This is a genomic window from Nocardioides sp. zg-1308, from assembly GCF_013155375.1.
GTDB classification, from domain to species: Bacteria; Actinomycetota; Actinomycetes; order Propionibacteriales; family Nocardioidaceae; genus Nocardioides; species Nocardioides renjunii.
In genome coordinates, this window is sequence record NZ_JABJQY010000003.1 from 21,198 (window position 1) to 35,882 (window position 14,685).

The following is a 14,685-nucleotide window of genomic DNA, read 5'->3' on the forward strand; positions in this document are numbered from 1 at the left end:
GGTTGGATCGACGCATGTCCGATCCCGCCCGCCTCGACACCCGGGTCCCCGCGGGCGCCGACCCGGACGCGGTCTACGACGCCTTCACCGGGTGGGTGGCCGACCGCGGGCTCGAGCTCTACCCCCACCAGGACGAGGCGGTCATCGAGCTGCTCGGCGGCAACCACGTGGTCCTGGCCACTCCCACGGGCTCCGGGAAGTCGATGGTGGCGATCGGCGCCCACGTCGCTGCGCTCGCCCGCGACGAGGTCAGCTTCTACACCGCGCCGATCAAGGCGCTGGTCAGCGAGAAGTTCTTCTCCCTCATCGAGGTCTTCGGGGCCGACAACGTCGGCATGCTCACCGGCGACGCGGCGGTCAACCCCGACGCCCCCATCATCTGCTGCACCGCAGAGGTGCTGGCCAACATCGCGCTGCGCGAGGGCCGCGGCGCCGACGTGGGCCTCGTCGTGATGGACGAGTTCCACTTCTACTCCGAGCACGACCGCGGGTGGGCCTGGCAGGTCCCGCTGCTCGAGCTGGTCGACGCCCAGTTCCTGCTGATGTCGGCGACGCTCGGCGACGTCTCGTTCTTCGTCGAGGACCTGCGGCGCCGCACGGGTCGCGAGACCGCGGTCGTCGACGACGCCGAGCGGCCGGTGCCGCTGAGCTTCCGCTGGTCGATGGAGCCGCTGGACGACACGCTCGAGGAGCTGGTGAGCACCGGCCAGGACCCGGTCTACGTCGTCCACTTCACGCAGGCGGCGGCCGTCGAGCACGCGACCAACCTGCTGCGCCACCCGCCGAAGAAGGTCGACAAGGACGCGATCGCCGAGCGCATCGGCGCCTTCCGGTTCGGCGCCGGCTTCGGCAAGACGCTGTCGCGGCTGGTGCGCAACGGCATCGGCGTGCACCACGCCGGGATGCTGCCGAAGTACCGCCGGCTCGTTGAGACGCTGGCGCAGTCGGGGCTGCTGCGGGTCATCTGCGGCACCGACACCCTCGGCGTGGGCATCAACGTGCCCATCCGCACGGTGCTCTTCACCGGGCTGGCGAAGTTCGACGGCAACCGGCAGCGGGTGCTCCGCACGCGGGAGTTCCAGCAGATCGCCGGCCGCGCCGGCCGGGCCGGCTACGACACGGCCGGCTACGTCGTCGTACAGGCGCCGGAGCACGTGATCGAGAACGAGCAGGCCAAGGCCAAGTCGGCCGCGCGGCAGGCGGCGGGGAAGAAGAAGTCCAAGGCGCAGCTCAAGAAGGCGCCCGAGGGCACCGTGGTGTGGACCGAGCAGACCTTCGACAAGCTCGTCGCGGGCGTGCCCGAGCGGCTGACGAGCCGGATGAAGGTCGACAACGCGATGCTCGTCAACGTCGTGTCGCGCGAGGAGGACGCGTTCGGTGTCCTGCGCCGGCTGCTGACCGACAACCACGAGGACCGGCGCGGGCAGCTCCGGCTGGCGCGGCGGGCGCTGCGGCTGGCCCGCTCGCTGCTGCGGACCGGGATCGTGACCCGGCTGCCCGAGGTCGACGAGCACGGTCGCCGCTTCGTGCTGACCGTCGACCTGCCCGTCGACTTCGCGCTCAACCAGCCGCTGGCGCACTTCGCCCTGGCCGCCTTCGACGTGCTCGACCCGGAGTCGGAGACCTACGGCCTCGACGTCGTCTCGGTCGTGGAGGCGGTGCTGGAGGCGCCGCGGCAGATCCTCATGGCCCAGCAGCACGCCGCGCGCGGTGAGGCGATCGGGGAGATGAAGGCCGACGGCCTGGAGTACGACGAGCGGATGGCCCTGCTCGACGAGATCACCTGGCCCCAGCCGCTGCGCGAGCTCCTCGAGGCGCTCTACCGGACCTACCAGCAGACGCACCCCTGGCTGCGCGACGACGCGCTCGGCCCCAAGTCGGTCGTGCGCGAGATGTGGGAGAACGGGATGGGGTTCACCGACTTCGTCGGGCGCTACCAGCTGGCCCGCTCCGAGGGCCTGGTGCTGCGCTACCTCACCGACGCCTACCGGACCCTGCGCCAGACCGTGCCGGAGACGCACCGCTCACCCGAGGTCGAGGACGTCATCGAGTGGCTGGGGGAGACGGTGCGCCAGACCGACTCCTCGCTGCTCGACGAGTGGGAGGCCCTGTCCGACCCGGACCACGCCTCCACGGCGGTCGCCCACCACGAGCCGCCGCCGCCACCCCGGCCGCTGTCCAGGCAGGAGCGACCGTTCCGGGTGATGCTCCGGAACGCCATGTGGGCCCGGGTCGACGCGGTCGCGCGCGACGATCTCGACGGGCTCGTACGCCTCGAGCGTGCCGCCGCCGACCGGACCGACCCGCCGCGGCAGGTGGTCGTGGGCCGCTCGGTCTGGGACGCCTCGCTCGAGGACTACTACGCCGAGCACGACTCGGTGCTCACCGACGGCGACGCCCGGGGTCCCGACCTGCTGGTCGTCGGTGACGAGCGGACCGGGGAGCCGGTCGGTGCCGAGGAGGGCACGACCGCCCGGCTGCGTGACCTGCGCCAGACGATCCACGACCCCGAGGGCCACCACGACTGGGTGATCGACGCCGTCGTCGACTGCGACGCCACCGACTCAGCCGGTGAGCTGGTGCTCGCCACGACGGCGATGAGACGGCTCGGCGACACCTGAACCGGCCGTCCCGGGAGTGCACAGGGTTGTGCACAGCCGGCCGCTGCCTGTGCAGGGGACCGGGGCCCGGTGCACAGATCGAGGACCGGCCCTGTGGGACTGGCGTCCCGTGTTGTGGGTTGCTCCGGGGCGGTCCTACAGTCGCGCGACGCCGTTCTCGGAACTGTCGACGTGTCGACAAAGATCGGGCCCCCCGGCGTGGTCCAATCGAAGCCCAGGACGAAGTCGAGGAGTGGACATGAGCGGTGCGGGGTTCCCCGGTTCGAACGCGGGCAGCAGTGCCTCCGAGATGCCGCCGCTCGTCCGACCTCCCCAACCCCAGCCACCCGCCCAGTCGCGTCCTTCCCCCCGAGACGAGCACACCGTGACCCAGCCCCTGCCCTTCGAACGCCCCGTCGTCGCGCCTGCCGCGCAGGCGACGGTCGAGTCCCCGGCGGAGGTGACGATCGGCCCGACGGGACGCCCGATGCCGGTCTTCCCGGAGCCCGCGGCGGTGACCGAGCACGGCGGCGCCCGCGTCGTCTCGATGTGCAACCAGAAGGGCGGGGTCGGCAAGACCACCACCACCATCAACCTGGGTGCCTCCCTCGCCGAGACCGGCCGCCGGGTGCTGCTCGTCGACTTCGACCCGCAGGGCTCGCTGTCGGTGGGGCTCGGGCTCAACCCGCACGAGATGGACCTAACCATCTACAACCTCCTGATGGACCGCGAGACGACGCTCGACGACGTCGTGGTCCCCTCGGGCATCGAGGGCATGGACCTGCTGCCCTCCAACATCGACCTGTCGGCCGCCGAGGTGCAGCTCGTGCACGAGGTGGCGCGTGAGCAGACCCTCCAGCGGGTCCTGGCTCCCGCGCTGGCCGACTACGACATCATCCTGATCGACTGCCAGCCCTCGCTCGGCCTGCTCACCGTCAACGCGCTCACGGCCTCCGACGGCGTGATCGTCCCGCTGGAGTGCGAGTACTTCGCGCTGCGGGGCGTGGCGCTGCTCAAGACCACGATCGACAAGGTCCGCGAGCGGCTCAACCCCAAGCTGGAGATCGACGGGGTCCTCGGCACGATGTTCGACGGGCGCACGCTCCACAGCCGCGAGGTCATGGAGCGGCTCGTCTCGGCGTGGGGGGACAAGGTGTTCCACACCGTCATCCGCCGGACGGTGAAGTTCTCCGACGCCACTGTCGCCGGCGAGCCGATCACCTCGTACGCCTCGTCGTCGACCGGCGCCGACGCCTACCGCCAGCTCGCGAGGGAGGTGCTGACCCGGTGGCCCGCCGAGTGAGCATGCCGGCCGCGGACGACCTGTTCCGGCCGACGACCGAAGCGACCACCGCCGCCCCGCCGGCCACCGAGCAGCGGCCGCGCCGCGTCCGCGCGGTCGCCGACGACGCCGAGGTCGCGGTCGAGGTGGTGGAGCCCACCGGGCCCAAGCGGCCCAGCGGGCGGGTGCGCCACGACGAGAAGATGACCGTCTACGTGACCGCCGACGAGCTGCTCGACATCGAGCACGCCCGGCTGACCCTGCGTCGCCACGGCCTCGCCGTGGACCGCGGCCGCCTGGTGCGGGAGGCGCTCGCGCTCGTGCTCGCCGACCTCGAGACCCAGGGCGCCGACAGCGCCCTGGTCCAGCGACTGCTGGACGAGTGAGCGCCACACCCCAGCTGGCCAGCAGCCCCGGTCCGGACCTCGCCCCCGGCGCCGGGCTCGAGCCGGGCGGCGAGACCCCGGCCTTCGCCGTACGCCTCGACAACTTCGAGGGGCCGTTCGACCTGCTGCTCGGGCTGATCGCCAAGCACAAGCTCGACATCACCGAGGTCGCGCTGTCCCAGGTCACCGACGAGTTCATCGCCCACGTGAAGAACCTCGGCGGCGCCTGGGACCTCGAGCAGACCACCTCGTTCCTGGTCGTCGCCGCGACGCTGCTCGACCTCAAGGCGGCCCGGCTGCTGCCGCAGGGCGACGTCGAGGACGAGGAGGACCTGGCGCTGCTCGAGGCCCGCGACCTGCTCTTCGCCCGGCTCATGCAGTATCGCGCGTTCAAGCAGGTCGCTTCCATCATGGAGGAGCGCCTGGCCGCGGAGTCGCGGAGCCACCCCCGCGCGGTCGGTCTGGAGGAGCGCTTCGCCACCCTCCTGCCCGAGGTGCTCATCGGGATGGGCCTCGACGAGTTCGCCCGGCTCGCGGCACGCGCGCTCGAGCCCAAGCCGGTCCTCGAGGTGTCGCTGCAGCACATCCACGCCGCCAAGGTCAGCGTCCGCGAGCAGGGCCAGATCGTGGTGGACCGGCTGCGCCGCAGCGGCACCATGACCTTCCGGGCGCTGTGCGGCGACTCGCCCGACCGGCTCACGACCGTGGCGCGGTTCCTCTCCCTCCTCGAGCTGTTCCGCGAAGGAGCGGTGTCGTTCGACCAGGTGACCCCCCTCGGCGAGCTCACCGTCCGCTGGACCGGCGACGAGGACGGCGACGTCGAGATCACCGACGAGTTCGACGGGGCGCCCGACGCGGACGAGGATGTCCCCCTGCCGCCCGCACCCGCGGCCGGCGCAGCAGACGACCAGCAGGAGGACCAGTGAGCGAGGCCGAGGTGACGACGGACCAGCCGTCCGACCAGCCGGTCACCGAGGACGCCGTCGACACGCTCGCGGTGGCGGTCGCCGAGCTGCGGCCGGCGCTCGAGGCGATCCTCATGGTCTCCGACGAGCCGCTGGGCACCGTCCGGCTCGCGTCCGTCGTCGGCCACCCGGTCACCGACGTGGAGCAGGCGCTCGTGCAGCTGGCCGCGGAGTACGCCGAGCAGGGCCGCGGCTTCGACCTGCGGTCCGTGGCCGGCGGCTGGCGCTTCTACTCGCGACCGGAGTTCGCCGGCGTGGTGGAGTCGTTCGTCCTCGAGGGACAGCAGGCCCGGCTCACCCAGGCCGCGCTGGAGACGCTGTCGGTCGTGGCCTACAAGCAGCCCGTCTCCCGCGCCCGCGTCTCCGCCATCCGCGGCGTGAGCGTCGACGGGGTGATGCGGACCCTGCTGTCCCGCGGACTCGTCGAGGAGGCGGGTCACGACGAGCAGAGCGGCGCCCACCTCTACCGCACCACCTCCTACTTCCTCGAGCGCATCGGGATCACCTCGCTCGACGAGCTGCCCGAGCTCGCGCCGTACCTGCCCGACATGGACGACCTCGAGGACGAGCTGGCCAGCGTCGCCGGACTCGACGAGCCGACTCCCGAGCCGACTCCCGAGCCGACTCCTGAGCCCGCCGCCGCTCCTGAGGTCCCCACCCACCACCCCCACAGCTCGCCGCACAGCGGTGCCGGCACCGAGCCCGACGGCGGGACCGAGGTCACGTGAAGCCCCACGACGCACCCGACAACGACCAGCCGTCCTCGCAGCGGCCGGCGACCGACGAGGACGGCCTGATCCGGCTGCAGAAGCTGCTCGCGCAGTCGGGGGTGGCCAGCCGCCGCAAGTGCGAGGAGCTGATGCTCGACGGGCTCGTCGAGGTGGACGGCGAGGTCGTCACCCGTCTGGGGACGAAGGTGGACCCGCGGACGGCGGTGATCCGCGTCGAGGGCAAGCGGCTGCCGCCGATCAGCGACAAGGTCTACCTCGTCCTCAACAAGCCCCGCGGCGTCGTGTCCACCATGAGCGACCCCGAGGGACGTCGCTCGCTCGGCGACCTCGTCGCCGGCCGTCCCGAGCGCCTCTTCCACGTCGGACGGCTCGACACCGACACCGAGGGCCTCATCATCCTCACCAACGACGGGGACTTCGCCCAGCGCCTGGCCCACCCCTCGCACGAGGTCGACAAGACCTACGTCGCCGAGGTCGAGGGCGAGGTGCACCTGCGCACCATCCGCCGGCTGCTCGCGGGCGTGGAGCTCGACGACGGCCCGGTGACGGTGACCGAGGCGCGGGTGCTGGGCGGCGACCCCCGCCGCGAGGGCGGCAACCGCTCGCTCGTCGAGCTCACCATCCACGAGGGCCGCAACCGCATCGTGCGCCGGCTGCTCGACCACGTCGGGCACCCTGTCCGCCGCCTGACCCGCACCTCGATCGGGCCGGTCACGCTGGCCAGGCTCCGGTCCGGCGACATGCGCGAGCTGACGGTGGCCGAGCTCGGCGAGCTGATGGACAGCGCCGAGCTCTGAGCGGGCGTACGGTGGCGCCATGGCCACCGTGCACCCCGCGCTGGCGCCCTACGTCCGCTCGCTGGTGGCGTACGACGTCGCCTTCGACGGCTCGGGGATCCACATCGGGATGCCGTCGACCGAGCTGACGTGGGTGCTGCCGCTCGACGAGCCGCTCGCGGTGTCGTGGGACGCCGCCCCGGAGACCCGGACCTCCGGCTGGACGTCGGTGTCGGGGCTGCACACGCGCGCCGCCGCCGTGCACCACGGCGTGCGGCAGCGGGGCATCCAGCTCGCGCTCACGCCGGCCGGAGCCCGCGCGCTGTGGGGAGTGCCCGCCGCGGCGCTCGCGGGGCAGCTGGCCGAGCTGCCCGACGTCGACCCCGGGTTCGGCGACCTCCCCACCCAGCTGGGGGAGCGGACCACGTGGCGCGCACGGCTCGACCTGCTGGAGGGGGCGCTGCTGCAGGCGCTGCGCCGCCACGAGCGGCCCGGACCCCGGCCCGAGGTGGCCCGCGCGATGGCCCTGCTGACCCGCGGCACACCCGTCGCGGACACGGCCGCGGAGGTCGGCTACAGCCGCCGGCGGCTGTCCACCCTGGTCCGCGACGAGCTCGGCGTGGCCCCCAAGGTCTACCAGCGGCTGGCCAGGTTCGGCGGTGCCCACGCGCGGATGCGGGACGCGGCGCTCACCGGAGGGGTGTCGGTGGCCGCGGTCGCGGCGGCGTCCGGCTACGCCGACCAGGCACACCTGGCGCGTGAGTGGGCCGAGCTCGCCGGGTGCAGCCCGACGGAGTGGGTGCGGCAGGAGTTCCCGAACGTCCAAGCCACCGACCGCCGGGCCGAGCGAGGCTGAGGGCCACCACCCCGACGAGGAGGACCCATGACCGACGTCTCCAGCACCACCCTGTGGCACACGTTCTCGGTGCGCGACGCCGACGCCATGATGGCGTGGCTGCGCGCCATCGGCTTCACCGAGCACGCGACCTACCGCGACGAGCAGGACGCCTCCGTCGTCGTGCACGCCGAGTGGGCGTGGCCAGGCGGCGGCGGCATCATGTTCGGCACCGACCGCGAGGACAGCGCCATCACCGGCACCGGGCCGGCGGCGGCGTACCTCGTCACCCCCGACCCGGACGCGGTCCTCGATGCGGCCGTCGCCGCCGGGGCCACCGTGGTGAGACCCATGGTCGAGCACGACTACGGGGGGCGCGGGGGCAGCGTGACCGACCTGGAGGGCAACCACTGGTCCTTCGGGACCTACCAGCCCGCCTGACGTCGACGGGCGAGACGCGGCGCGGACGCCCCGGCGGGCTGGCCTAGGCTCCTCCCGTGGCAGTGAGGGCAGTGCGTGGGGCGACCCAGCTCGAGGAGGACACCCGCGAGCACATGCTCGACCGGGTGGCCGAGCTCGTGACCGACGTGATGGCGGCCAACGACCTCGAGGTGGACGACTTCATCTCAATCATCTTCACGGCGACCAGCGACCTCACCAGCGAGTTCCCGGCGTACGCCGCCCGCCAGCTCGGTTTCTCCGACGTCCCGCTCGTGTGTGCGCGCGAGCTGGAGATCGAGGGGTCGATGCCGCGGGTCGTGCGGCTGATGGCGCACGTCGAGACCGACCTGCCGCGGGCCGACGTGACCCACGTCTACCTGCACGGTGCGGCCAACCTCCGCCGCGACCTGAGCCGGACGACCAGCCATGACTGACGACGCCCTGCCGGCCCTCGTCGGGCCGGTCGAGGTCGTCGGCGCCGGACTGATCGGCGCGTCGGTCGCCCTCGTCTGCCGCCGCCTCGGCCTCGACGTCGTCCTCCGCGACACCTCCGTCGAGCACCTCCGCACCGCCCACGGGCTCGGCGCCGGCCGGGCAGCGACGCCCGACGACCGGCCGCAGCTGGTCGTCGTGGCCGTGCCGCCGGCCGCCGTGGCGGAGGCCGTCGTCGACGCGCTGCACCGCACCGACGCGGTCGTCACCGACGTCGGCAGCGTCAAGGCCGCGCCGCTCGCGTCGGTCGCCGCGCGCGTGGGCCCGGGGGAGCTGGCCCGCTACGTCGGCTCGCACCCGATGGCGGGCAGCGAGCGCTCCGGGCCGCTGGCCGCCAGTGCCGCGCTCTTCGACGGCCGTCCGTGGGCCGTGACGCCGCACGCGGCGGCCGACCCCGACGCCGTCGGCCTGGTCGAGTCCCTCGTCCTCGAGTGCGGGGCAGCGCCGATCCGCATGTCGCCGGAGGAGCACGACCGTGCCGTCGCGCGCATCTCGCACCTGCCGCACCTGGCCGCGGTGCTGGTCGCCGGCCGGCTGGCCGCCGCGCCGGCCGAGCACCTGGCGCTGTCGGGCCAGGGGGTGCGTGACGTGACCCGCGTGGCGGCGAGCGACCCCGCCCTGTGGCAGCAGATCCTCGAGGCCAACGCGTCGGCCGTGCTCGACCTGCTCGCGGAGGTCCGCACCGACCTGGACGCCCTGATGACGGCGGTCGCCGCTCCGTCCGCCGAGTCCGGTCCCGTCACGGGGAGCGGGCCGGACCTGGTCGAGATCCTGGCCCGCGGCAACGCCGGCACGGCCGCGATCCCCGGCAAGCACGGCGGTCCGGCGCGGCCGACGCGCTCGGTCTTCGTCGCGGTCCCCGACCACCCGGGCGAGCTCGCCCGCCTCTTCGGCGACGCCGGCGAGATCGGGGTCAACATCGAGGACGTCCACATCGACCACGACCCGGCACGGCCCGTCGGTCTCACCGAGCTGGTCGTCGACCGCGGCAGCGCCGATCGGCTGCTCGCGGCTCTCGAGTCCCGCGGCTGGACGACCCACCGGTAATCTTCTCGCCCGTGACTCCTGCCGACAGCACCTCCCTCGATGGGGACCGTCTCGTCATCGCCGTCGACGGCACCTCCGGCTCGGGGAAGTCGAGCACGTCGCGCGGCGTGGCCGCCCGCCTCGGGCTGCGCTACCTCGACACGGGTGCGATGTTCCGCGCGATGACCTGGTGGCTGCTCCGCGAGGGCGTCGACGTACGGGACGTGGCCGCCGTGACGGCCGCCGCCGGACGCCCGCGCATCGAGTCGGGCACCGACCCGGTGGCCCCCACCATCACCGTCGACGGCGCCGACGTCTCGATCGAGATCCGCCGCGACGAGGTCAACGCCGCCGTCAGCCCGGTGAGCGCGGTGCCGGAGGTCCGCGCGCGGCTGCTCGAGCTGCAGCGCGAGGTCATCGGCGACGGAGGGATCGTGGTCGAGGGTCGCGACATCGGCTCGGTGGTCTGGCCGCAGGCGGGGGTCAAGGTCTACCTGAGCGCTGACCCGGACGCGCGCGCCCAGCGGCGTACGGCGGAGCAGGGCGGCACCGACGTGGCCAGCACGCAGCAGTCGCTGCTCGAGCGGGACCGCATCGACTCCGGCCGCGCCACCGCCCCGCTGACCATGGCCGAGGGCGCCGTCCACGTCGACAGCACCCACCTCACCCTCGCCGAGGTGATCGACACGATCGTCGACCTGGCCGCCCGCGCGGGAGCCGAGGTCGCACCGGAGGCCCGGGAGGGCTCGTGACGGGGACCGAGGTCCCCGCTGACCTGCCGCGCAGCAGCGAGCAGCACCCCGCCACCCGGCTGCTGCGCGCGCTGCGGCCGCCCGCCGGCTGGCTCGTACGTCGCCGCTGGCGGGTGCGGGTCCACGGGGACGACCGCGTTCCGCCGCGCGGCGGCGTGATCCTCGCCGCCAACCACGTCGGGATCATCGACGGCCCGCTCCTGGCGGTCCTCGCGCCGCGGCCGGTGCACGCGCTGACCAAGCTGGAGATGTTCGAGGGCCGGCTCGGCGGGTTCCTGCGCCGGACCGGGCAGGTGCCGCTGGACCGCTACCACCCCGACCCCGGTGCCGTCCGCTCGTGCCTGCGGGTCCTGCGGGACGGGGGAGTGGTCGGCATCTTCCCGGAGGGCACGCGCGGCGACGGGGAGCTGCACCGGTTCCACCACGGCGCCGCCTACCTCGCCCTCGTCTCGGGGGCGCCGGTCGTGCCGGTCACGATGATCGGCACCCGCCCGCCGGGCGGCGGCAGCAACGCCCTGCCCGAGCGCGGGGGAGCGATCGACGTCGTCTTCGGACGGCCGTGGCACACGACACAGCAGCCCTGGCCGCGCACCCGGGAACAGGTGGGTGCCACGTCGGTGTTGTTGAGGGGACACATGCTGTCCGAGCTGGACAGCGCCCTCTCGCAGACGCGCCGATCCTTGCCCGGGCCCCTTCCTGCGGGACAATCCGAGGACGACCCCGACACCGGGCTCGTCGAGCACCGTAGAGAGCTGTGATCACGCATGAGTGAGTACGACACCGTCGCCGTCGAGGCCGAGTCCGGCCCGACGCCCGTCCTGGCCGTGGTGGGCCGTCCCAACGTGGGCAAGTCCACCCTCGTCAACCGGATCATCGGTCGGCGCGAGGCCGTGGTGGAGGACCGCCCGGGCGTGACCCGCGACCGCGTCTCCTACGACGCCAACTGGAACGGACGCGCCTTCACCGTCGTCGACACCGGCGGCTGGGACCCCGACGCGCGCGGGCTGGCCGAGCGGATCGCCGGCCAGGCCGAGGTGGCGGTCTCGCTGGCCGACGCCGTGCTGTTCGTCGTCGACGCGACCGTCGGGATCACCGACGCCGACGAGGCCGTCGTACGCATCCTGCGGGCGTCCGGCAAGCCGGTCGTGCTGGCCGCCAACAAGGTCGACGACCAGCGCACCGAGGCCGAGGCCTACGGGCTGTGGAACCTCGGGCTGGGGGAGCCGTGGCCCGTCTCCGCGCTGCACGGTCGTGGCTCGGGAGACATGCTCGACGCGATCCTGGAGGCGCTGCCGGAGACCCCCGCCGAGTCGTTCGAGGAGGTGGGCGGCCCGCGGCGCATCGCGATCGTCGGCAAGCCCAACGTCGGCAAGTCCTCGCTGCTCAACATGCTCGCCCAGGAGGACCGGGTCGTCGTCGACAACGCGGCCGGCACCACCGTCGACCCCGTCGACGAGCTGATCACCCTCGGCGAGCGCACCTGGCGCTTCATCGACACCGCCGGCATCCGCAAGCGCGTCAACCAGGCCTCGGGCCACGAGTACTACGCCTCCCTGCGCACCACGACCGCGATCGACCGGGCCGAGGTCGCCGTGCTGGTGCTCGACGCCAGCGAGACGGTCTCCGAGCAGGACATGCGCATCATCCAGACGATCCGCGACGCCGGTCGGGCGATGGTGATCGCGTTCAACAAGTGGGACCTCGTCGACGAGGAGCGCCGCTACTACCTCGAGCGCGAGATCGAGCGCGACCTCGTGCAGCTGAAGTGGGCGCCGCGGATCAACTTCACCGCCCGCACCGGCTGGCACGTCGACCGGCTCGTGCCGGCGATCGACAAGGCGCTCGAGGGCTGGGAGACGCGCATCGGCACCGGTGCGCTCAACACCTTCCTCGGCCGCCTCGTCGCCGAGCACCCGCACCCGGTGCGCAGCGGCAAGCAGCCCAAGATCCTCTTCGCGACCCAGCCGTCCACGGCTCCGCCGACCTTCGTGCTGTTCACCAGCGGCAAGCTCGACGCGGCCTACGAGCGCTTCATCGAGCGCCGGCTGCGCGAGGAGTTCGGCTTCGTCGGCACGCCGATCGTGATCAACCAGAAGCCGCGCGAGAAGCGCAAGCGCTGAGGCGTGGGGGGCGGCGCTAGGGCGTGAGCCCGGCCTCGACCAGCCATTCCAGCGGGTCGACCGGGTCCGCGCCGTCGGGTCGCACCTCCAGGTGGAGGTGCGGACCGGTGGAGTTGCCGGTCGAGCCGACGGTGCCGATGGCCTCGGCGACGTCGACGAGCTGGCCGACCTGCACCGAGACGTCGGTCTGGTGGCAGTACCAGACCTCGGTGCCGTCGGGCAGCGTGAGGATCGTGCGCAGCCCGTAGGGGCCGGCGTACGCGACGTCGGTGACCTCTCCGGCCGCGACCGCGACGAGCGGCTCGCCCGCCGAGGCGCTGAAGTCCTGGCCGCCGTGCTCGGCCTCCCAGAGGGGTCCGGTCAGTCCGAAGCCGGCCGAGAGGCCGTACGACGCCAGCGGCAGCACCACGCGCGCCGCGTCGGGGTCGCCGACATAGCCGTAGGTCGCGAGCACGGCCTGGCGACCCAGCAGTGCCCGGTCGCGCGCGTCGGCCTGGCGGTTGAGCGTGGCCAGCGTCTGCTGCCGTTCGCGGACCTGCTCGGCGAGGTCGAGCGCGGCGCTCCGCGGGGCCGCCACCTCGCGCACCACCGTCTCGGGAGCGACGGCGTCGGCCCGGGGCGCGGTGAGGCTGAGACCCGCGGCCGCGGCGACGACGACGACCACGAGGCCGGCACGGCGCAGAAGGTGTGACACGGAGGCTCCCCACAGGTTGAGGACCCATGGTCCGTCGCCTGTGCCTGCGGCAGGTGCCGATCGCCGCGGAATGACCCGGTCGGGCCATGTGAACCCCCCGAACGTGCGCAACGAGCGCGGTTGCGGACGCACGTGGGCGGGTCGATTCCGTGCGTCCGCAGGGGCTGCGGTAGTGTTCCCCTCGCTCCGCAGGCCTCGTGCCGGGGAGCATTCGGGCTGTGGCGCAGCTTGGTAGCGCACTTGACTGGGGGTCAAGGGGTCGCAGGTTCAAATCCTGTCAGCCCGACCGAGAAGTGGCCTCTGACCTGCGGAAACGCAGGTCGGGGGCCACTGTCGTACGTGAACCATTTCGGCTGATCCCGCCTCAACTCACCGAAAACCTGCGCGGGGCACACGTGCCGAACCAGCGGCCCGGTAGCTCGCCCTGTCGGGCGTGAGAGTCGGCCAGCCCGGCGCCCCCCGGTCGGTGATGTCATGCGCTTCGACCGGCCCTGTCTACCGGCCCGAGCGCCGGGCGGGGACTGCACAAGCCGATCAAGGGGTACCTCCCGGCCATGTCTGACCCAACCCTGCCCGAGCTGATGGCAGATGCCGCGCGCGAGCTTCAGAGCAGCATGAGCAAGAGCGACGACTTGATGGACACGGCCACTCAGCTGGCGGTACGAGACATCGACGGTTGCGATGCGGCGGCGCTGCTGATCGTGCGAGGCAGCGGGGTGATCGAGAACCTTTCGGCAACCGGGGATGGCGCCAAGCGCGTCGATGAGATCGAGGTCGAGCTGAAGGAGGGGCCGTGCTGGGACGCGATCAAGGAGACGCAGACCGTCTACATTCCCGACCTGGCGAATGCCCCTCGGTGGCCGACCTGGGCTCCGAAGGTGGTGGAGGAGACCGGGTTCAAGAGCGTCCTGGCGTTCCAGCTGTTCACCGACGAGGACAACGTGGGCGCACTCAACCTCTTCTCGCGCACCGCCGACGGGTTCGGGACGGAGGACCACGAGTATGGACTCGCCCTGTCCGCCCACGTCTCGGTGGCAATCAGAGCTGCCCAGCAGATCGAGACCCTCTCCGTGGCGTTGGACACACGGAGCACGATCGCGCGCGCCCAGGGCATCCTCATGGAGCGCTTCTCACTCGAAGAGCCCGCCGCATTCGCGGTACTCGTCAGGCTCTCTTCGCACCTCAACCGCAAGGTGCGCGACGTTGCTGCCGAGATTGTGCAGACCCGCCAGCTGCCTGGCTGACGACAAAGTCCCAGCAGCGCGACCCGCAGCTCGAGGTGGCACCAGGGCGCCTGGGTATCGCCCCCGGCGCGTCGCTGCCCAGGCGCTCCGGCGCCCGAGAACAGCGTCACGACCGCGCGATGAGTGGGGGCATCCGATCTGCCGACGAGTGCTCGTGTCCGCTTTGATCCTGGGGGTGTCACGCGGAACGCGTTCAGCGCGCCCTGTGGCTGTGCTAGGTCGACGGGGTTTGGGGAAGCAGTCCGGTGGACCGCAACTCGCCCCCCGCGGCGGTGGGCCAGTGGCGCGCGGGGGGGGGGGGGGGGGGGGGGGGTGGGGGGGGGGGCGGTGCACAAAAAAAT

The 14,685-nt window shown here is 72.8% G+C and carries 15 protein-coding genes and 1 tRNA gene; 15 read left to right on the top strand and 1 reads right to left on the bottom strand.

The annotated features are described in order from the left end of the window. The first annotated feature begins 14 nt into the window (after positions 1–14). From HN031_RS14960 to der, 13 genes are all read left to right on the top strand, one after another. The gene (locus HN031_RS14960) at positions 15–2,621 is read left to right on the top strand and encodes an RNA helicase (RefSeq protein ID WP_172271780.1); all 2,607 of its coding nucleotides are present in this window, start codon (positions 15–17) and stop codon (positions 2,619–2,621) included. A 364-nt stretch (positions 2,622–2,985) separates the two neighbouring features. Further along, entirely contained in the window at positions 2,986–3,903 is a 918-nt protein-coding gene (locus HN031_RS14965; protein WP_367650777.1) for a ParA family protein, read from the top strand. Continuing rightward, a complete protein-coding gene (locus HN031_RS21090) occupies positions 3,888–4,268 on the top strand; it encodes a hypothetical protein (RefSeq protein ID WP_367650778.1) in 381 nt (126 codons plus the stop codon). Before HN031_RS14965 ends, HN031_RS21090 begins: the two co-directional genes overlap by 16 nt. Then, entirely contained in the window at positions 4,265–5,194 is a 930-nt protein-coding gene (locus tag HN031_RS14975; RefSeq protein WP_367650779.1) for a ScpA family protein, read from the top strand. The genes HN031_RS21090 and HN031_RS14975 overlap by 4 nt, the downstream gene beginning before the upstream one ends. Then, complete coding sequence (gene scpB / locus HN031_RS14980; RefSeq protein ID WP_216652494.1) at positions 5,191–5,961, top strand: SMC-Scp complex subunit ScpB; 771 nt, start codon at positions 5,191–5,193, stop codon at positions 5,959–5,961. The genes HN031_RS14975 and scpB overlap by 4 nt, the downstream gene beginning before the upstream one ends. Then, on the top strand, positions 5,958–6,761 hold the full coding sequence (locus HN031_RS14985; protein WP_367650780.1) for a pseudouridine synthase: 804 nt from the start codon (positions 5,958–5,960) through the stop codon (positions 6,759–6,761). The genes scpB and HN031_RS14985 overlap by 4 nt, the downstream gene beginning before the upstream one ends. 19 nt (positions 6,762–6,780) lie before the next feature. After that, on the top strand, positions 6,781–7,596 hold the full coding sequence (locus HN031_RS14990; RefSeq protein ID WP_172271782.1) for an AraC family transcriptional regulator: 816 nt from the start codon (positions 6,781–6,783) through the stop codon (positions 7,594–7,596). Between the two features lie 27 nt (positions 7,597–7,623). Further along, a complete protein-coding gene (locus HN031_RS14995; RefSeq protein ID WP_172271784.1) occupies positions 7,624–8,016 on the top strand; it encodes a VOC family protein in 393 nt (130 codons plus the stop codon). Positions 8,017–8,072: 56 nt separating this feature from the next. Next, positions 8,073–8,450: a chorismate mutase gene (aroH, locus tag HN031_RS15000; protein ID WP_172271786.1), complete on the top strand. Its 378-nt coding sequence runs from the start codon at positions 8,073–8,075 to the stop codon at positions 8,448–8,450. Further along, positions 8,443–9,555 carry a prephenate dehydrogenase gene (locus HN031_RS15005; RefSeq protein WP_172271788.1) on the top strand — a complete coding sequence of 371 codons (1,113 nt, stop codon included), beginning with the start codon at positions 8,443–8,445 and terminating at the stop codon, positions 9,553–9,555. The genes aroH and HN031_RS15005 overlap by 8 nt, the downstream gene beginning before the upstream one ends. 11 nt (positions 9,556–9,566) lie before the next feature. After that, entirely contained in the window at positions 9,567–10,286 is a 720-nt protein-coding gene (gene cmk / locus HN031_RS15010; RefSeq protein ID WP_172271790.1) for a (d)CMP kinase, read from the top strand. After that, a complete protein-coding gene (locus tag HN031_RS15015; RefSeq protein ID WP_172271792.1) occupies positions 10,283–11,044 on the top strand; it encodes a lysophospholipid acyltransferase family protein in 762 nt (253 codons plus the stop codon). Before cmk ends, HN031_RS15015 begins: the two co-directional genes overlap by 4 nt. A 6-nt stretch (positions 11,045–11,050) precedes the next feature. Beyond that, positions 11,051–12,406, top strand: coding sequence for a ribosome biogenesis GTPase Der (gene der / locus HN031_RS15020; RefSeq protein WP_172271794.1), 1,356 nt, complete (start codon positions 11,051–11,053; stop codon positions 12,404–12,406). Between the two features lie 16 nt (positions 12,407–12,422). Here der and HN031_RS15025 read toward each other — a convergent pair whose 3' ends face one another. Then, the gene (locus HN031_RS15025) at positions 12,423–13,100 is read right to left on the bottom strand and encodes a M23 family metallopeptidase (RefSeq protein ID WP_172271796.1); all 678 of its coding nucleotides are present in this window, start codon (positions 13,098–13,100) and stop codon (positions 12,423–12,425) included. 212 nt (positions 13,101–13,312) lie between these two features. On the opposite strand from HN031_RS15025, the gene HN031_RS15030 reads away from it, so the two are divergent. Both HN031_RS15030 and HN031_RS15035 read left to right on the top strand, forming a co-directional pair. Then, positions 13,313–13,386: transfer RNA gene (locus HN031_RS15030), tRNA-Pro, on the top strand. Between the two features lie 268 nt (positions 13,387–13,654). Beyond that, the gene (locus HN031_RS15035; RefSeq protein WP_172271798.1) at positions 13,655–14,344 is read left to right on the top strand and encodes a GAF and ANTAR domain-containing protein; all 690 of its coding nucleotides are present in this window, start codon (positions 13,655–13,657) and stop codon (positions 14,342–14,344) included. The last annotated feature ends 341 nt before the right edge of the window (positions 14,345–14,685 follow it).